The following is a 19399-nucleotide window of genomic DNA, read 5'->3' on the forward strand; positions in this document are numbered from 1 at the left end:
AATATAACTTAACTAAGCATTGCACAATACAGACTGTACAAACGACTAGTGACCCCATTGGTCCAACCAAACCCTTGCTGAACCTGGTATTCACCACCGCCAGCAGTTTCATTTGGCTCACAAACATTGTATTTTTCCAATAAGCAACCTCGTTTTGCAAAGTCTTGTTCGAGCATTTTAAGCCAACGCTGGGCAATGTTTTCTGCTAATTTATGATGCCCATAATCACGTAGCCCACTGATAGCGAACCATTGCAACGGAGCCCACCCATTGGGTGAATCCCATTGCTGCGAAGTTTGGCTCAGGCAACTAACTAACCCACCGGGTCGTAAAAAGTTACTTTCAAGTTTTTTAGCGATAATATCAGCTTGTTGTTTGCTTGCAATCGCGCAAAACAGCGGCACACTACCCGCTAAACTCAACACATTTGAAATACTATTTTTAGCCAAGTCAAAATCACAAAACCAACCATGCTCATTACTCCAAAGTAACTGTAAAATGGCAGACTTACGTCTACCGGCTCGTTTAGCATGTTCTTCACTGTGACTTGCTTGTTCAAGCAGTAATAAACACTCACTCAACGTAATTTCAAGCTGATAAAGTAAGGCATTTAAATCCACAGGCACACGTTTGGTAGTGTTTATACTCAATAAGCTTGCAGGATTATCTAGCCAGCGAGCGCTAAAATCCCAACCTGATTCGCATGCAGCACGAATATTTCTAAAAAATGCTTCTCGTTGTTGCACTGGCAATTGCTGCGCATCAGTCACATCTTCAGCGTATGACTCAGGCCTTGGTTCTGCCTTATCGTCCCAATAGCGATTGAGCATTGCACCATTGGCAAATTTTACCAGCCGTTTATACTCGCCACTGGAATCAGCTAATTGCTGCTCGCCTTGATGCCAAAACGCGTGCTCTTTTAGCATCGCGTTAACAACACGCTTAACCCACTCAATATCGGACTTTTTGTAAGGCATTAATAACTGGACCATTAAAGCCAATACTGGTGGCTGAGAGCGACTTGTATAATAAACTCGGTTACCATTGGGCACACACCCAAACCGCTCTATTAAGTTAACAAAGTTGTTTACCATTGCCTCAATAAGCGCAATGCTACCGCAATCTTCAAGACCTAGTGCCGTAAAGTAGCTATCCCAGTAATAAATCTCATTAAAACGACCACCGGGCACCACATAATCATGCTCTAAAGCAAGTAAAGAGTTATTGCTTTGCGAAAACCCATGGCGCTGTAACTTAGGCCACAGAGTCTCAATGTAATCTTTAACACAGCTCACATCACTAAGCGCTTGCAATTCAGGCTGCAGGGCAAACGAAAAATGCTGCTCAACAAAGCCTTTTAGTTCACAGTAAGACAAAGGTAAGTCGAGTTGTTCATAGGCTTGCTGCGCTGTTTGCCAACTTTGCTTAGGGATAGCATCCGCGAACGTTTTACTATCACTGAAAATGCCACTAAGCTGCACATCCTTAAACAAAGTACAGTATTCAAATTTCATCAAAACCTCTTAAGCAGCAACAGCTTGCGCAGGCGTGCTGCGCTGTTTGAATAAATAAACAAAAACAATGAGCAGACTCAAAGGCACCAGCGCACAGTAAAACGCATGCTGGCCACTAAAGTGCTCAAAAATATACCCCGTCAGAATGGAGCCTGTTGTACCACCCAAAGCAGAAAAAATAACGATCATTCCCGTCATCGATGCTTGCTGATGCTTGGCCAAGCTACTGAGAATAACCGAGTTAAGCACAGGGTAAATCGGTGCCATAAATAGACCGATCATCGGCATAAAATAGGCAGCAAGTGGGGCATTAAATACAGAGGTAACATCTTGCGCCGATACACCCTGAGTTAAAGGCAAGGTGAGGACAATCAATCCGCCCATTGCCAATAAACAAATATTTAAAAGCAAATACCAGTGACAAAACTTTAAAATTTGCCCGGCAAGTAATCGGCCAGCCGCCAGACTTGCTGCAAAAATACTGGTTAACTGGACACTGACATCAACTGGTAAATGTAAGATTTGATTATTAAAAGTGGGTAGCCATGTACCCACGCCTTGCTCGATCAGTACATACAAAAACGCAGAAATAATAAACACCAACACAAGCGGTTGATAACTCAGCTTGAGCATGGCGGTAAATTCTCCAACTATACTACTGTCAGGGGGTAAAGCTTGTTTTTTTATAGGTGCCACAGCAATACAAAGCAAACATACCAAACTTAATAATGCCAAGATGTAATAGACTGTTAGCCAACTTAATGATTGCGGATCATCAGTGATAAAAAAGCTAAATATCCAATAGCCACTTAATACGCCGACCATGAACATCCCTTCAATAGTATTCAGTAACGCTGAGTGCGATGAAGGAGAATCGGTTAACTGCCCAACCAACGCATACACACTAATTTTAACCACCGCAAAAGCACAGCCAACAACGGCAAACAGCAACTTAAATGCATAAAATTGCCCTAACTGAGGCGTCATGATACAAGCAAGCATAACGGCAGCTAACGCGCCCAACAATGCTAATTTGTAGCCAAAACGTGGGATCATTGATGCGACCAGAAATGACATCAAAGCAATTGATAAGTCTTTAAACCCCTCAAGGCTGGCCGCTTGTGTTTTACTTATACTAAAGGTGTTGATCGACTGCAAAATTACAGTTCCAACGCTATTTAGCAGAACAGCAAATAAAAAATAACATGCCATCATGGCAAATATAATACGCGCTCGCGATGCATTGGTTAATGTAGTTGGTGCACCTGTCATAAGCTGAACTCGTTAACTTTGAATGATTTTAGTCTAGCCTTGTAAAAAACATTTTGCAATCGTTTGCAAAGGCAAATCAGCAAAAGCTGATGCAACTTTTTACATCACTAACTAGACTGGCGGCAACATAGTTCAATCGCAATTTCTTGCGAATCAACGACTTCATTGTTTAGCTGTGCTAACAATTTATCGACCAGTATTTTAGCTGCTAATTGTGTATTTTGTTTGATTGTAGTTAAAGATGGATGGCTTACATCGGCCATAGCGATATTATCAAAACCAACCAAGCGAACATCATTAGGCACGCTGACATATCGCTCTTTCAACGCTTTAAGTGCGCCTAAAGCGACCATGTCACTACATGCAAAGATGCCGTCAAAGTTAAGCCCTTGCTCTCGTAATTGTTGATTTATCGCATCATATGCCGCGTGACTGGTGATATCGATTTTGATAGTCTGTGGTGAAGTAACGTGCTCTGATTGCGCAATAGCAGCATTAAAGCCACGATAACGCTCGCTGATCTCAGCATGACCTGGATCGCCTAAAAACAACAGTTTGCTGGCCCCTTTCGCTATCAAATGTTCGGTGGCTTGCAATCCCCCTAAGTAATTGTCACTTCCCACTATGGGGTAGTCGCTGGGTGTTTTAGGGTCGCCCCACACCACCAGCGGGGCACCAAGCTTGGCTGCTAATTCGATACGCCCTTGATGCTTACCTTGACCCACAACTATCAAGCCATCGGCGCGTCGGCCATCTATAAAATAACCATGCCAATCATCACCTGCCATGTAGGAGTTTGATAACAAAAGCTCATAGCCTTGGCGGTTAACCGCTTGATTTATATCACTTACTACTTTAAGCAAAAACGGGTCGTCTATCGATTGCTCGGTGTTAGCATCAAGATTAATCACCACGGCAATCACTTTAGTTTTTTGCAATCTTAAGCGACTTGCTGCGGTATTTAGACTAAAGTTGTGCTGCTTGGCAAGTTGCTGTACGTGCTCTCGGGTTGCCTGCTTGATAACCGGATTATCATTAAGCGCGCGGGATGCCGTAGAGGTAGACACCCCTGCTAGTTTGGCTAAATCCGCCAGCTTTAATTTTTTTTGCGCCACAAATAACCCCTTTATCACCTTGCTTGTAAAACTTAAAAAGCATACTAAATCTCTGGGAAAATAGCATATTACCGAGCTTAACATGTTATTTAATTGCCACTAAAACGAAAAGCACTAAAACAAACCATGTAAAAAAAGTTACATTAAAATTATTGCAAACGTTTGCAATAACCTCTATTTTAATTTCAGCGCCATCTGCAAACTCTCCTCTGTTGGGTTACAAACTTGGTTATTACGGCTAAGTTTTGGGGAGTGGCGCAACACAATGATATGAACCATATGACAACAAAAGGGGCTTTCCCATGCGCAAACTCAAGCAATACTCACTGCTCGCTTCAGCCATTGCTGCAGTTTTGAGTAACCAGTCGATAGCACAAGACTCACAAAGTAAAGAACAAAAAGTCGAAACTATCGTTGTATCAGGTACCGCCGGTGGTCGCGGAATTAGAAAAATCGATGCCGGTTTTGCTGTGACCAATATCGATGCCGTTAAAATCGATAAACTGGCACCTAAAAGCACTGCCGACTTGTTAAAAGCAGTCCCTGGTATTTGGGTAGAAAGCTCTGGTGGTGAGTCTGGCGCTAATGTGTTTGTTCGTGGCTTTCCAGGTGGTGGTGATGCCCCTTTTTTGACAGTAAGCCTACAAGGTTCACCGGTTTACCCTGCACCTACGCTGTCATTTTTAGAAAACTCTTCAATATTTCGCTTAGACGAAACCATCAGCATGATGGAAGCCCTGCGAGGTGGTCCAAACCCAGTGGTTTCAAATGGTCAACCTGGTTTAACAACTAACTTTCAGCTTAAACGCGGTCATGAAGATACAGAAGGTACCTTCAAATATACCACCAGCGACTATGGTCTTCAGCGCTTAGACGCGGTAGTCAGTGGCGAGCTAAGCGACGATTTGTACTACATGGTTGGTGGGTACATCAAGCGCTCATCGGGCATTCGTGATGCAGGTTTCACATCTGAGCGTGGGCAACAGTTTACCATCAATATCACCAAAGAATTAGACAACGGCGAAATCAACCTATACACACGTCAAACCGATGATACGGGCGCATGGTATTTGCCTACTCCACTTAATGTTGAGGGGGTAGATGCCGAATATACACAACTGGGTACTCTCAATCGCCAAGCAACCATTTATGCCGGCACCAACGCGCAAGCGATGGAAATCGACCTTGGCGAAGGCCGAGGCTGGAAAGGCCACGTATCAGGCGGTAGCATCAAGTTAGAGCTAAAAAATGGTTGGCACTTTATTGACCGCTTTAGTCTTACCCAAGGCGATGCCAATACCTACGGCCTTGTACCAGCAGGAACTGCAACGACTCTAAGTGAAGTAGCAGACAATGACGTTGATGCCACAGGTTATGTCACAGGCAAAACCTATTCTGCAGATACCGCAGTGCAGAGCATGGGCCGCTGGGTAGTTTTAAAAGACATCGAGTCGTTTACCAACGACCTAGCATTTAGCAAAACCTTTGGCAAACTTGATAGTGCATTTGGTATTTACAGTGCTTCAACGTCAGCAAAGGATTGGTGGAGCCTTGGGAATGCGGCCTATTACGTACTTGCGCCTGGTGGAGAAATGCTTGATGGCATTGAGTGCAATTCATCGGTTGAAGGCTGTGCGTGGAATTACGATATCAACAGTACGGGTGATGCTAAAACTTTAGCTTTCTATACAACTCAAAGCTATAAAGCAACTGATTCATTAACGCTCGATCTTGGGCTGCGCTCTGAACGCCACCAAGTAGATTATTCCGTTGACGAAAACCTTGATAGCTCTATTGATAAAGTAGTTGACTACAGTGAACGTAAAACCTCATGGACTATCGGTGCCGACTACAAGTTGGCCGATGATATGGGCGTATTTGCACGTCTTAACAAAGGCTATAAAATGCCTTACTTTGATGATTTTAGAGATAACTATGGCACTTACCAAGCTGGCGATCCATTGTTAAAAGAAGTAACACAAGCAGAGCTTGGTTATAAGTTTATGGGTGATAACACCGACTTTTTTGCCACAGTATTCAAAAACGAAGTAAAAGGTGACACCTTTGTGCGCCGCCCTGGTGCGCCTGCTGAGGTTTTAACTAATGAAGCATTAGGCTTAGAGCTTGATTACAACTATAACCATGAGTCTGGTTTATCAGTAAATCTTAACGCGACCATACAAGATGCTGAGATAACCGACAGCCCGGACAATCAAGGTAATGACAGCCAACGCCAACCAAACTGGCAGCTGCGTATTACACCAAGCTATGACTTTGAACTTGCAGGTATGTTTGCGACCGTTTATGGCACATTCTCAGCAGTTGATGACCGTTTTGGTAATAACGAAAACACTGTTGTGTTAGAGGGCTATGAGAAACTTGACCTGGGCTTGATTGTTGAACCGGCAGAGGGCGTAAAGCTGCAACTTGCAGCGGATAACTTAACCGACGAACAAGGGATCACCGAAGGCGACCCTCGTAACGTTAACTCGCCAAATGGACGCTATATTATGCCTCGCAGCATAAAATTCAGCGTCAGCTACAGCTTCTAATTAACACACTCCCTAAGATCACAAGCCCAGTTTATCTAACTGGGCTTTTTTCATAGTAGCATCTGTCATAGCCATAAAAATTCGATTAAACTCTGAGTTTGACTTGTTACAACTTGATGTTCATGGACTTAGCAACTTTATTTAGTATTGCCCCGCTTCGCTGGCCTGATATTGGCGCAGCAATTATCGCAGGTTCCATTGTAGGCCTAGAGCGCCAGCTTAGAGGCAAACCGGTCGGTATACGTACTTCATCACTTATCGTGCTAGGTACTTATGCCTTTATTATGCTCTCTATTCAAGTAAATAATGAAGTAGCTGATCCCTCGAGAATTATAGGCCAAGTGGTCACAGGCATTGGCTTTTTAGGTGCTGGCGTCATGCTTTCAAAAGAAGGCGTGGTAGTGGGCGTGACCTCAGCCGCAACCATTTGGATGCTCGCGGCAATAGGTGTATCTATTGCGGTAGCCGGGCCCTTGGTTGCAATAAAGTTGTCGGTTATTGTCGTGGGCATTTTGTACGGTGTAGATATACTAGAATCTAGTTTTACTAACCTCACCCGTGGCGTGCATGGCAAATATACCGGCTGGAAAACACGAGTAAAAAAAGATGCCAACAAATAACACTAAACGCTTACAAGATGCCAACCTAACACCCGGTTACGTTGCCAAGCGCAGTGACGTAAGAGTGTCGGCTTTACATTTTTATGAACAAAAAGGATTGATCCGCAGTTGGCGAAATAGCGGCAATCAGCGCCGCTACAAACCTGACGTGCTGCGGCGCATCGCTGTTATTAAAGCGGCGCAGAAAATGGGCGTCACCCTTGAAGAAATCAAGCAAACACTGAGTACGCTGCCCGACAGCCGTACCCCAACCAAAGAAGACTGGGCAAAGCTTTCAAAAGCTTGGCAACAACAACTTGATGAAAAAATAGCCTACATGCAAAAAGTCAGAAACCAAGTAGAAGGTTGTATTGGCTGTGGTTGTTTATCTATGAAAAATTGCCCAATTTATAACCCTGATGATGTATTAGGTGAAAACGGCAGCGGCGCGCTGCTACTTGGCAAAGACTGGTGACATGCTAGTAATGGCTTTCGCTTACCTTGCATGTTAAGCAGAGTAGATCAAATGCGTAGCAAAACCAAACCATCCAAAATCTGTTATCTGAGTCGTAAATACAACTCAACGCGCAATCATTATTGTGCTTAAGCGCAAGCGTTAATTTGAGATAAATAAGTTTCTAATCAATGCAAATCTGCCAAAATAATTTCCCATAGCGTAACAATGTTTAAACGTTATACCAATCCGCTTAACTAAGTGGTCTATTTTGAAGCAAGAAAACCTTGTCGATAGCAAGGCAAAAATTTCGTTATTTTGTTGTTCTAAATGAGAAGTTTTTAACGCAGCTGTCGCCAGGTTTAATCCCTCAAAAGGATTAAGTGTTATTACGGATTGGTATTAGATAGCACTTCGCTTATGCCGACCTACCGTGCTCTTTGTTAGCAACCAGCTCTGGTACTAAAGGATAAGTTGTGGTTTTAGCCATAGGCCTGCATTAACAGGCCAGCTTTGTATTAATCGAGCACTTTGATCATGTGCAGCATCTCGGGCTTAAAACCGAGGTTCTGATAAAAGCTATTTGCTTTGGCATTATTAGCAAATACTTCTAGGTGCAATAAGCGATAACCCCTATCTTTAGCCCACTGCTGGGCAGCTGCCATCAGCATTTTACCTACCCCTAGCCCTTGAGCCTCAGGTAATACAGCCAGCAAAGGCACCGTACCACAGCTTTCACCTGTAATACCGTCTTGATGTTTACGAACGTGTACAAATCCCATCGGCTGATCCGCAACTTCTGCAATTAACGTTTTGTTGGCCGTAGATGTGTGTGCAAGCATTTGAGAAATGTATTCATCCTGCATCTTTTGAACGGCATCATCACTATGCCAACCCAATTGCGCTACCTCGGCCAAATATGAAGAAAGACTAAAAATAAATGCATGGTCATGTTCGCTTGCTTCTCTTATTATTACTTTTTGTGTCATGTGGCCCCTTTAAATTCTGTTACCTTATTTTATAAGCAAACACCTGCTGTTTGGCAGTCTGCGCTTTAGCAAACAAAGCATAAACGCAAATATACGAACAAAATAAAACTTCTGTCATGCTTCGAAATCAACTATGCCACGCCGCTTGTGCCTACACAACAGCACCAATCACAAGGACATGCTCTTTAGTTTTGTAAATGGTACTTTCTTCTTCCCAGTATTGCATTAGCGTCGTTTTTTTTGATACCAATTGCATAAAATTGGTATGATTCACCTTCTGGTCAGTTTCTTCGAGTAAAATCCCCGCTCTTTTCATTTTCTATTATGCTTAAAAGCACAATAAGTTACGTTATTATCAATTATGAAAGCGCTGTTAGAGTTTATAAAAAATCGCAACTGGATGCTGTGGTCCTTAATTTTAGGGATTGCCACAGGGGTAATTTTTGGTGAACGCGTGGCATTTTTACAGCCTATCGGGGCTGGTTTTGTCAAACTCATGCAAATCACCATTTTCCCATATATTGTGGTCAGCCTCATTGTGGGGTTAGGTAAGTTTAATCCAGAGCAAGTACGCAGCATTTTACTCAAAGCGGCAACGGTGATGATGTGCTTATGGGGTGTGGGTTTATTTGCTATTTGGTGCTTTACCTTTACTTTGCCACATCATGATGCTGGCACGTTTTTCTCACCAACTTTGGTTACCTCTAACAATGAGATTGATTTTACTAAGCAGTATATTCCTGCCAATCCATTCGCATCGTTGGCCGAAGGGAATGTACCCGCTATCGTAATATTTTGTATCGCTTTAGGTATGGCACTGATCGCCAACAAGCGCAAAAACGCGGTGTTAGAGTTTCTTGACGTAATAGGGCAAGGGCTCACGGTTATCTCGAAAAAAATCATTAGTATCTTCCCGATTGGAATATTCGCTATGACAGCAAGCACCGCTGGCACGCTAAGCGTTGAGGAGCTTAACAATCTGCAGGTGTATTGGGTTTTGGTGTTGTGTCTTGGCCTTTACTTGATGCTGGTTTTATTACCTATGCTTGTTGCAGCGCTTACCCCAATAAAATATCGCGCTTTGATTATGGTAATGCGCAATGCGTGGATAACCGCATTTAGTACTGGCAATGTGTTTATCGTATTACCGGTTATAACCGAGGGCATAAAAGATCATTTACGACACATCAAAAGGGCCGATGAGCAGGCTGATCATATAGCAGAGGTGTTAGTGCCCATTGCCTATACGTTCCCAAGCTTAGGTAAGTTAACAACGCTTATTTTTGTGATGTTTGCCGGGTGGCTCACAGGTAACCCCGTGGGGCTTGTTGACATTCCCAATGTGACGCTCTCAGCCATGCTAAGCTATTTTGCAAATGTACACTTAGCCATTCCATTTATGCTCGATAGCCTAAAAATACCCGCCGACAGTTATCAACTGTACTTATCCATGTCGGTATTAACCGCAAAAGTTGTCTCACCAACTACGGTGGTGTACATCTTTGCTTTTGTAATATTGAGCATCTTCTATTGTCGTAAGCAGCTGCATCTAAAACGATTGCGCTCAGTATATTATCTAACGCTGCTTAGTGCCCTACTGCCTGCATTTATGTTGGCTAGCTACACATTCAATAGTCATTTAGCCAAAAATACCCAAGCTGCAGATGAAGTTATTGCCAATATGGTAGTCGCTGATAAAGTCCCAAGTCATGTATTAAGTTATGTGCCTAAAGCCTACCAAAGTGGCGAATTGTCTTTGACCAACATTGACGTTATAAAAAAACGTAACCTATTACGCATTGGCTACCTGACTGACAATGTGCCATTTAGCTATTTTAACCAAAAGAATGAGCTAGTCGGGTTTGATATCAGCCTTGCTCATCGCTTAGCCTCCGATCTTGATGTAAAAGTTGAATTTATCCCATTCAAAAAACAGCAACTAAGCGAGTACCTTAATAAGGGCTATTTTGATATTGCCATGTCAGGGCTTGAGATAAACGTGGCTGATTTGACTAAAGTCCGTTTTAGCGACCAAGTCCTACAACTACAATTAGCTTTACTAGCAAAAGACCATCAATTAGATAAATTTACTACCCTTAGCCAAATTGAAAAACAAAATCTAACGTTTGCACATGTTGAATATGGGCCTTTACTTGCTAAGGTCAGTAAAGATAGGCCTAACATCAGATTTAAACAATTGGCAAACCTAAAAGCGTATTTTAGTCAGCCAGACAAGTACGATGCCTTGGTAATAAGCGCCGAAGCAGGTTTTGCTTGGAGCATGTTTTACCCAGAGTTTGGGGTTGTTGTTCCTCAAGATGGCGTTAGCAAATATCCAACAGGCTTTGCCGTAGCCAAACGCAACTACGACTTGCTCAATTACTTAAATGCATGGTTAGATATTCAACAAGCAAGCGGACAAGTTAAGGCTAACTATCAATATTGGATCCTTGGTCAAGGAAGTCAAAAAACAACTAAACGCTGGTCACTCATTGACGAGTATGCACCACAGTTACTCAAGGAATAACCAATAACACAGCGAAATCAGCATGGAAGTTTGCAACGCAGTAAATACACATAACTTTGCGTTAAAGCTTTGTTTTAGTGTTTTATGATGTAGCCATTTTTGCGCCGCAAACATACTGATGTTTGCGCCTAACCCAGACATACATAACAAGCTTATTTCACTCACTCTTTGCGAAGAGCTTTGTGCTCTACGTTTATCTAACCAAAATAACCATATGAAAAATATAGTTATTAATAAAAAGTAAGTCAAAATAGCAGTAACAAAGAATAGAGAAAATTTTACGATACTTGCTATATACACCACAATAAGGATTATCAGTATCCAGTTGCATCGAGATAAAGAGTAGCTTAAAGCTTTAAATAAAGTGTTTACAGAAAGAGCTGACAAAACGGCTAGCCAAGGGTTAATGTGCCAACATTGTAGCTCAGTTTATAATAAATTTTTTAGCGCGCTAGTCCCAATTGCATGCCTCAACCGCGCTAAACCAGCTAGCTTCAAAGCTTTGCTTTGCAGGCAGTAGCGGCTTGCTCACATCTACATTGAGTTTCGAAGCTAAGTATTTATGTACTTGCGCTTTTACTTTGTTGCTTTGTAACTCTTCATAAGCCGCTTTAAGCGCTAGCGCTCGCTTCTCATCAGGATCGTTGCCTTGCAGTTGCTTATAGCGTGCATCTAACCAAAGCAATAAAGCCTGTTTCGACTGATTTGGAAATATCTCCGTCAATTTTGACGTCGGTTCAACTAACCGTTGGTAGTTAACAACTTGCTCTTTTATAAGAAATATAAACAGCAGATTGATCCCCGCAGAAATCTTTCCAGAGAGCTTATCTACTTCTTGATAATCACTCAAAGCCTTTCGGAATAATTGCTCTGCTTCGTCAATGTTACCTTGATCCAAAGCCACACTACCAAGATTGTTTTCAATCATTGCAAGTACTGGAGTCAGCTGCATCTGCTGCGCAAGGAGCCTTGAGCGGCTATACAAATTGCGCGCTTTTTTATAATTACCTTGCTCTCTGGCTACCAACGCCATACTGTTGGTGATTGTCAGGCGTTGGCGGTCATTTTGTGCATATTTATATGAGCAATCTAAACTGATTTGCGCATCTTGATAATACCCCTCTCTGCGCAGCCAAATACCCAGCGCACTCGTGATAGACGTAATATTGCTCTTAAAGTAAGGGATATCCGCTTTTGTAAATACTTTCTCTAGTGAGTCCATTAACCGTGGCATTTGATTAGTGGGTACAGAGGCACGCATCATCAGTAAATGCCAACGCAAGAATAGGTTATCAGGGAGTTCTATAGGGGCCTCTATTTGCTCAAGCAATACAATTGAGTGGGCGGGATTAACTGTTAGGTAATCTTCCGCCTCGTTCATGATACCTACAGGGTTTACACTACGCGCAGCAAGCGAACAACTAACCAATGCGGCTACAATGAGTAACAGTAAGCGCAAGACAACCTCATCACATCGCTAATCAATACACTTAACTCTAGTTACTAAAAGCTGATTATACAAAATACGCCGTGTTAGTTTGTCTACGCTACGACTTGCTCGGTTCCCCTTAGATTATTTATCAAAAGTAATATCTTAGCGGCAGCCATAGCATCATCTAAGGCCCTGTGGTGCTGATGCAAATCTATTTCCAAAGAGCTACACAAGCTACCGAGAGAATAGGACGGATAGCCCGGTAAATATTTACGAGCTAGTTGCACGGTACATAACTTGGGTTTACTAAACACAATATTTAAACGTTGAAACTCATATTTCAAAAATCCCATATCAAAATTCACGTTATGTGCCACAAATATGGCATTTTCACAAAACTCTCTTACTGTTTCTGCTATCTCGCCAAAACTTGGCGCAGTGGCAACCATTTCATTATCTATACCAGTCAGTTGCGTAATATATTTTGGAATATGTCGCTGCGGATTCACTAAGCTCTGCCACTTTGACACAATTTTACCCTGCTTCACTTTTACCAAACCAACTTCCGTTATTCTATCAGTCTCTTTTTTGCCACCAGTAGTTTCTAAATCAACCACCACATATGTTTGGTTTGGATCAAATTGCCAAGAAGTCCGTTGCACTGTCACTGCAAACCCACATTCACTGAGTCGATTAATCGACACAAGTTGATTGCGCCTTAAGGCATCACCAGGCGCTTTAACTTCTTCAAAACGTAAATTTTCTCGTTCGAGCACCATCAAGTCTGGGTAGCCATCTTTTAAGTTTTGAAAATCTTTGCTCATTGCTCTAAGAAGTGAAACGATCGCTGTTATGCTTGAGTACTTCACAAGGATAAATAATTGATTAAGTAGGGCATCGCTCCACTGAAATAGTGGATTCGGTTTGCCAAAAGACAAAGAGGCTTGCCTTAACAGCCACTTAGAAATATCAGCTAACTGACTGACAAACTCCAGCTTCAGTTCAACTTTGTCTCCAAGTACATCATAAAAGCGGTTTAACTTAAGTAATTGAGGGTAACGCTCAAACTCGTTGGCTGGCATACTTTGCTTTTCGTCATAAAGCTCTTGCCAAAAAACGAGTGAAAATAATGCCAGCCACAACCGATTTTCGGTATGCCACGCTTTAATTCCGCGATTAAAATAATGGTCAATCACTCCTTTTTCAGTATTACCCTTATATGCTTCATCTATCGCTATCAGCTGCTCATTCTCATTTAATAAATCAGTTAAAATTGAGGTGCGTTTTTGTCCATATTTACGAAGCAAGAAATCTTTTGCGAACAATAACAAATGTTCATCATTTGGGGTTTTTAGAACAGCATATAAAAGCTGCTTACAGTACTCACTCTCTCCTTGCGAATACAACAGGCGAATGCGCTTTTCTTGTGATTTTGCACTTTCACAAGGTTCAAGTAACTGAATCGCTAATTCAGGGTGTGACTTTTCAAGCAAGCATGCTAGTTTGAAATGCACTTTTTCCTTTCTCAACTGTGCTTGGTAGCCCAGTCCATTAGCAGTCTCCTCTTGCAATAGTGTTTTTGCCATTTGAATACCTTGCGAGGTATTGATATCTTTTAACCTTTGAGCTTGCTTAGCATAGTGATATGCACAAAGCGCATGTTCTAGGCTATCAAAATAACTCGCGCCGCTAACGGTTTCATGCGTTTTCATTACCCCTAGATCCCGCATTGAAAAATGCGCAAGGTTCGTTTCTAACCGATTAAAAAATAGAAATAAAATGTATTCAAATTGTTGGGCAACGCAAACGTACAAGTAGTGCTGCAAAACGTGGTGCTGCGCTATATCTTCGAATGCTAAATGTGCTAATGCAAACTCAATCCATAGCGATTTTTTTGCTGTGCGAACTGGCTTATCTATGTGTATGCTTGACTCACATAGAAGTATTATTTCAGCTTTTGTGATTACTTTTATCCAGCAGCTAAACTGAGGAGCTGCTATCGGCGATATCAAATTAAGCTTATTAAGCACAGCTAACGACTGCTCTATGGCGTTAATTTCTTCGTATTTAAGCGATGAGCAAGCTACAAAACTCGACTTCCGGTTCAAAAGCCTAACCAGCAAGCACAAGTCATCTTCAGTTAATTGCCCAATTGTATCGAGTAAAGCTCGGTGTTTGTCATTAAGCAAATGCAAGTTATGCTGCTTGGTAAAGCTAATAAACTCGTTAAAATGATGTAGGTAATACTTTTGCGGGAGCTGTTTTTTCACGCGAATACCAGAACTGTTTTTTTATACAGTATTACACATTTATAACAGCGATGCTAATCGCTTTTAAGTGTGTACGGTAGCCACTGCATCAGCTTCTCTAGCAATATTTCTTGCGATATTGGTTTTGAGATATAATCATCCATCCCAGCTTCTAAGCACTTGTTTTTATCTCCAACCATGGCATTCGCTGTCATTGCAACAATGTTTACATTTGCATAGCGTTGCCCTGCATCCCCCCTTCTTATTGCTTGTGTTGCTTGATACCCATCAAGTTCTGGCATCTGGCAGTCCATTATCAACAAAGTATACCTGTCATCTTCTCGACGTTGTTTGAGTAATTCCAACACTTCACATCCATCAGCAGCGACATCAATAACTTTTAGCCCTAGCTTTTGTAGCATGCTGGTTGCCACAATTTGATTAACTTGGTTATCTTCTGCTAATAAAATACGAATAGAGTCGTCCCACAAAATTTGTTCAGGCTCTATAACCGCTTTATCTTTAAGCGCTTTTATATAACCCGATGTTACTAAAGGTCTGTTGTGAGACAGAACTTGCTCACTATCAGCAACAATAGATAGCGCGGCAAATAAATCAGAGGTTGTTGCCGGTTTTCGAAAATATGCCGAGAATCCAAGCTTTGCAAAATAACTTTCGTCGCCTCGCCCTCCCATGGAGGTCATCATAACCAGTTTCATGCGCTCAAACTTCGCTGAATTCTTTAGTTTTTCTCCCAATTGAGCGCCATTCATTTGCGGCATTTGCATATCCAAAAACGCGATATCAAAACAACGCCCTGTTTGCTTCAAAAACGTGTCGCACGTTTCTAGTGCAAGCTTACCCGAATCAGCCTCATAAGTGTTCGCCCCCCAATGTTGCAACTGGGTGGTGAGCACTTCGCGATTGGTATCGTTATCATCTACCACAAGAATATGCAATTTAGACATATTAACATTCGGTATAACATGCTCAGATACCGCACTCACCTTCACTATTACGTCAAAACAAAAGCAACTTCCTTGGCCTTCACCGCTCGTTACCCAAACACGCCCCCCCATCAACTCGCAAAGCTTTTTAACGATAGCAAGACCTAACCCGGTTCCACCATACTTACGAGTTGTTGACGCATCTACTTGCGAAAATGATTTAAAAAGCTTTTTTTGCTGCTCTTGTGAAATACCGATCCCCGTATCTTTAACCGCACACTCCAAACGTAAATGTTCATCATCCACTTTGTGTAAACTTGCTGTGACCAGTACTTCGCCCTGTTCAGTGAACTTTATTGCGTTGCCAACTAGATTAGTCAGTATTTGCCTTAAGCGACCAGGATCGCCCCTCACCACTGATTCATCAACTCCCGTCATATCGAGTATCAACTCAAGTTCTTTGTGTTGTGCTTGCATGGCAGCCGCTTGTGCAAAATCGTCAAGCATCCCCCTAAGATCAAACTCAAGCTCCTCTAACTCTAACTTCCCGGCATCTACTTTTGAAAAGTCTAAAATATCGTTAATCAAACTCAGTAAGGATGTTGCGCTATTTAATGCCACGCGGGCACGGTGCTGCTGCTCTTTTTCTAGCTCCCCATTGAGTAACAAGTTGAGCATACCCAGTACGCCATTCATCGGAGTACGAATTTCATGGCTCATTGATGCCAAAAACTCACTTTTGGCTTGGCTGGCTTGCTCTGCTGCAATTTTTGCTTCCTCTAACGCCCTTTCAAATTCAACTCTGTCAGTAATATCTTGCTGAATTCCCACATAAGCTTTGAGCTTTCCCGATACATCAAAGACCGGAGACAACTGAAGACTGTTCCAAAATTTATCGCCATTCTTTTTGTAATTAAGGAGTTTAATTGACAGCTTTTGGTGGCTTTTTATTGCATTACGCATTTGAGTTATGGCGTCGGCGTCAGTTTCGTCACCTTGTAAAAATCGACAATTTGTACCAAGTACGCGCTTATCGTAACCCGTCATATCGCAAAATGCTCGGTTAACAAAAACAAGTGGGAACCCCGGCTTTGTCGCATCGGCGATAGATATGCCTGCAGTACACGACTCTATCGCTTCAGCAAGCATATCATTGTGTTCTTTTGCCTCTTGCAACGCTTCTTGGTACAAGCGTTGATCGGTAATATCAGTGAGTGACCCCGCCATTCGAGTCGCTCTTCCTGTCGTATCTTTTAACGCAACCCCTTTAACACGATAGAAACGATACTCACGAGACAAAGACTTTATCCGAAGCTCAATATTCAATGGTTTACTGTATTTAAAATGATTAATCAGTTCTTCTCTTAGGCGAGGTCTATCTTGGTTGTGCACCCGCTCCTCTAAGGCCGACAGTGTGTTAGGAAAGCTATCTAAATCTTCACTATTAAACCCTAGTAACTCTCTAAATCTTGGCGCAAAGTAAACTTCCTGCTTTTCTAAATCCCAATCCCATAGGCCGTCGTGACTCCCTTTTACAGCTAACTTATATCGTGTTTCATTGGCTTTGGCTTGGTGTTCCGATTTTTCGAGGCTTCTAAACGGATTTAAAAGTAAATGCCGACCAAACAATAACAGCAGCCCAAATGACAAACTTAAACTTAACGTAATAGCCCAGCCAATACTCTGCTTAAACATTGTAACTTCACGCTCTAACCAGCTTGTTTTTACAAAGTATTCGTATGCTATTGCAGTCGAACCAATTTCCTCTTTACCTATACTAATGTAACTACTTTTTGGGTCTAAATTACTATACTCAACCCAATCCCCCTTAAGGCTCATTGCTGAGGAATAATCTTCTTTAGTCGCAAGCAAAACATCACTTAAATTTATTGCAAACCCAGCAATTATTGCTCCTTCTGTAAAGCCGTTATAGCGAATAGGCACCGCAATTTTAAATAGCTGAGAGTCACCATTGTCTATCAATACAATCGCATTTCGACGTTCTGCAATTAGTATCTTTTGCAGCCATGGCGCTTGATTATCTTCAAAGTTCCCTCCAAAACTACTGGTATACACGGTTTCGCCGAGTATATTAACGACTCTAACAGGTTCTTTTCGGCCCAAAAGTGTTTGCCCGTCTAGAAAGTCTGACAAAGACGCTCTTGATGTATCACTCCCCATAACCCCCTGAATTACAGTGGGTTGATTTGCTAAATCTCGTAAAAGTTGCTCCCTCACCTCAATAAATTGCAACAAGTAGTTTTTCGTAAGCTGTGCTTCGATTTGACTCGAACTTATTTGCAAGTCCGTCACGGAGCGACTAGCTTGCTGGCCTACTAAAAAAATACTTATCAATACAGAGAGCAACAAGCTCATAATTAGAAAAGCGTAAAATAACTTGTTTGATCTGAGTCTTAACCACTTTCCTAATAAATGACTGGTCATGGTGCTTCCTGTTTTGGCTCTGATAACAATGTCACGCCCCCGTCATTGGCATATTGCGCCAGACAAAAATCCTCAAGTCCCAGCGCTTCGTGTGCATCGGGGGTTTCTTCAGTCCACATCGAAAAAGGCGCTTGATATGTTTTTATAAGGCCCGACACAGGCATTGCTATGTTCTCTAGTGCATTTCGCAAGGTCAGCCGCATTTGCTTTATATCACCAGAGAGTGTGATGTTTGACATCGCCGCTAATAGTAATTTACCCAAGTCATAGCTATGTACAAACCCTGTTGGCGCGGGCAAAATTTCAATGTGCTTCGTAAGCTTTGGAAAAATAGCGCGAGCTGATGCTACCGCCTTTCTAGCTTGTGGCTGTTGTTGATAGTGTCGAAGTGAAAAGCAACTTTGGATGAAATGAAGCACCACCCCTTGTTGTAACGCCTCTTTAGTGGATGATAAGAAGTTTCCCCCTGTGATCCCCCAATGGCTAACAATCGGCAACCTAGATGGCTCTGCAATGCTCGCCATAGCGTTAACAAAGTGACTACCTTCTATTGCATTACCTACAAACAAGATACAATCGGCATCACTATTAACAATATCTCGCACAATAATTCGCGCACTATTAAATTGAGTATTCCAGTTGAACCAAGTCACCTTAAGCGCATCTTCTTTTCCCGCAGCTGATAAAATCGTTTTATGGTTAGATTTACCCCAAGGAGTGTTTTCTAACAGTGCATGCATAGACTTACACTTTAGCGTTTGCTTTGCATGTGCAACTAACTTATAACCTGCCTTAGTATCATCTATAGATAATCGAAAAACCCAGTTATCAGCACTTGGGTAACGGGTAATTGGGCCACCAGCTGCCCATGGTACAAGCAATAAAATGCCATTTTCATTGATAAAGTTACGGTACTTAATATAAGGGGGTGAGTGCAGTCCCCCAAGTATTGCAATCGCGTCCGGGTCTTTTAGAAACTGCCTCATGTTCAAAAAGCTGCGGTTGCTGTTACCACGATGATCTTTTTCAACCACAACCAATTTGTATCCTTGAATTTGATTGTTTACCTCAGATAGCGCAGCCATCAAACCTATTTTCATTGCATCCGCCGATGCCCTATGGTTAGAGTAATCGGAGTCATGGTATATTTTTAAAATCCGTTCGCTTTGTCCAGCCCCGGCCTGTAGACACACAAAACATAAAAATAAAAGCCAAATGCGAGAGTTCATAGGACAGGTTTTAAGTTCATCATAAACCTAAAAATAGCTCATTTTCTCCCTTTTTGTACTCCTTAGTTGGCTATA

General features: G+C 42.1%; 13 protein-coding genes. 4 read left to right on the top strand and 9 right to left on the bottom strand.

The window, feature by feature from the left end:
• Positions 1–8 precede the first annotated feature (8 nt).
• The 3 genes from GDK41_RS17995 to GDK41_RS18005 all read right to left on the bottom strand — a co-directional run bounded on the left by GDK41_RS17995 (position 9) and on the right by GDK41_RS18005 (position 3901).
• Positions 9–1514 carry a trehalase family glycosidase gene (locus tag GDK41_RS17995; RefSeq protein ID WP_152087861.1) on the bottom strand — a complete coding sequence of 502 codons (1506 nt, stop codon included), beginning with the start codon at positions 1512–1514 and terminating at the stop codon, positions 9–11.
• Positions 1515–1523: 9 nt separating this feature from the next.
• Complete coding sequence (locus GDK41_RS18000; RefSeq protein WP_152087862.1) at positions 1524–2786, bottom strand: MFS transporter; 1263 nt, start codon at positions 2784–2786, stop codon at positions 1524–1526.
• 107 nt (positions 2787–2893) lie between these two features.
• Positions 2894–3901 (bottom strand): LacI family DNA-binding transcriptional regulator, encoded by a 1008-nt coding sequence (locus tag GDK41_RS18005; RefSeq protein WP_152087863.1) that lies wholly within the window; start codon positions 3899–3901, stop codon positions 2894–2896.
• Positions 3902–4203: 302 nt separating this feature from the next.
• Between GDK41_RS18005 and GDK41_RS18010 the strand changes: the two genes are divergently transcribed.
• From GDK41_RS18010 to soxR, 3 genes are all read left to right on the top strand, one after another.
• Positions 4204–6453 (top strand): TonB-dependent receptor, encoded by a 2250-nt coding sequence (locus GDK41_RS18010; protein WP_152087864.1) that lies wholly within the window; start codon positions 4204–4206, stop codon positions 6451–6453.
• Between the two features lie 122 nt (positions 6454–6575).
• A complete protein-coding gene (locus GDK41_RS18015; protein ID WP_152087865.1) occupies positions 6576–7073 on the top strand; it encodes an MgtC/SapB family protein in 498 nt (165 codons plus the stop codon).
• Complete coding sequence (soxR, locus tag GDK41_RS18020; protein ID WP_152087866.1) at positions 7060–7527, top strand: redox-sensitive transcriptional activator SoxR; 468 nt, start codon at positions 7060–7062, stop codon at positions 7525–7527. Before GDK41_RS18015 ends, soxR begins: the two co-directional genes overlap by 14 nt.
• Before the next feature lie 497 nt (positions 7528–8024).
• On the opposite strand, the gene GDK41_RS18025 is transcribed toward soxR, so the two are convergent.
• Positions 8025–8495, bottom strand: coding sequence for a GNAT family N-acetyltransferase (locus GDK41_RS18025; protein WP_152087867.1), 471 nt, complete (start codon positions 8493–8495; stop codon positions 8025–8027).
• Between the two features lie 361 nt (positions 8496–8856).
• On the opposite strand from GDK41_RS18025, the gene GDK41_RS18030 reads away from it, so the two are divergent.
• The gene (locus GDK41_RS18030) at positions 8857–11022 is read left to right on the top strand and encodes a cation:dicarboxylate symporter family transporter (protein ID WP_152087868.1); all 2166 of its coding nucleotides are present in this window, start codon (positions 8857–8859) and stop codon (positions 11020–11022) included.
• Here GDK41_RS18030 and GDK41_RS20500 read toward each other — a convergent pair.
• From GDK41_RS20500 to GDK41_RS18055, 5 genes are all read right to left on the bottom strand, one after another.
• Positions 11008–11325, bottom strand: coding sequence for a DUF1294 domain-containing protein (locus tag GDK41_RS20500; RefSeq protein ID WP_442960220.1), 318 nt, complete (start codon positions 11323–11325; stop codon positions 11008–11010). The two genes, GDK41_RS18030 and GDK41_RS20500, sit on opposite strands and share 15 nt — an antisense overlap.
• Positions 11326–11473: 148 nt before the next feature.
• Positions 11474–12481 carry a tetratricopeptide repeat protein gene (locus GDK41_RS18040; RefSeq protein ID WP_232056608.1) on the bottom strand — a complete coding sequence of 336 codons (1008 nt, stop codon included), beginning with the start codon at positions 12479–12481 and terminating at the stop codon, positions 11474–11476.
• A gap of 83 nt (positions 12482–12564) precedes the next feature.
• Positions 12565–14724 carry an exonuclease domain-containing protein gene (locus tag GDK41_RS18045; RefSeq protein ID WP_152087869.1) on the bottom strand — a complete coding sequence of 720 codons (2160 nt, stop codon included), beginning with the start codon at positions 14722–14724 and terminating at the stop codon, positions 12565–12567.
• 53 nt (positions 14725–14777) lie between these two features.
• On the bottom strand, positions 14778–18095 hold the full coding sequence (locus GDK41_RS18050) for a PAS domain-containing hybrid sensor histidine kinase/response regulator (protein ID WP_152087870.1): 3318 nt from the start codon (positions 18093–18095) through the stop codon (positions 14778–14780).
• Complete coding sequence (locus GDK41_RS18055; protein WP_152087871.1) at positions 18092–19324, bottom strand: ABC transporter substrate-binding protein; 1233 nt, start codon at positions 19322–19324, stop codon at positions 18092–18094. The genes GDK41_RS18050 and GDK41_RS18055 overlap by 4 nt, the downstream gene beginning before the upstream one ends.
• Positions 19325–19399 lie beyond the last annotated feature (75 nt).

It is taken from the genome of Pseudoalteromonas sp. A25 (genome assembly GCF_009176705.1).
Lineage (GTDB): Bacteria > Pseudomonadota > Gammaproteobacteria > Enterobacterales > Alteromonadaceae > Pseudoalteromonas.

What these genes read in the sequence shown, in the direction of transcription:
- GDK41_RS17995 (WP_152087861.1), bottom strand. Translation starts at nt 1,514, where the DNA reads ATGAAATTTGAATACTGTACTTTGTTTAAGGATGTGCAGCTTAGTGGC.
- GDK41_RS18000 (WP_152087862.1), bottom strand. Translation starts at nt 2,786, where the DNA reads ATGACAGGTGCACCAACTACATTAACCAATGCATCGCGAGCGCGTATT.
- GDK41_RS18010 (WP_152087864.1), top strand. Translation starts at nt 4,204, where the DNA reads ATGCGCAAACTCAAGCAATACTCACTGCTCGCTTCAGCCATTGCTGCA.
- GDK41_RS18015 (WP_152087865.1), top strand. Translation starts at nt 6,576, where the DNA reads ATGGACTTAGCAACTTTATTTAGTATTGCCCCGCTTCGCTGGCCTGAT.
- soxR (WP_152087866.1), top strand. Translation starts at nt 7,060, where the DNA reads ATGCCAACAAATAACACTAAACGCTTACAAGATGCCAACCTAACACCC.
- GDK41_RS18025 (WP_152087867.1), bottom strand. Translation starts at nt 8,495, where the DNA reads ATGACACAAAAAGTAATAATAAGAGAAGCAAGCGAACATGACCATGCA.
- GDK41_RS18030 (WP_152087868.1), top strand. Translation starts at nt 8,857, where the DNA reads ATGAAAGCGCTGTTAGAGTTTATAAAAAATCGCAACTGGATGCTGTGG.
- GDK41_RS18050 (WP_152087870.1), bottom strand. Translation starts at nt 18,095, where the DNA reads ATGACCAGTCATTTATTAGGAAAGTGGTTAAGACTCAGATCAAACAAG.
- GDK41_RS18055 (WP_152087871.1), bottom strand. Translation starts at nt 19,324, where the DNA reads ATGAACTCTCGCATTTGGCTTTTATTTTTATGTTTTGTGTGTCTACAG.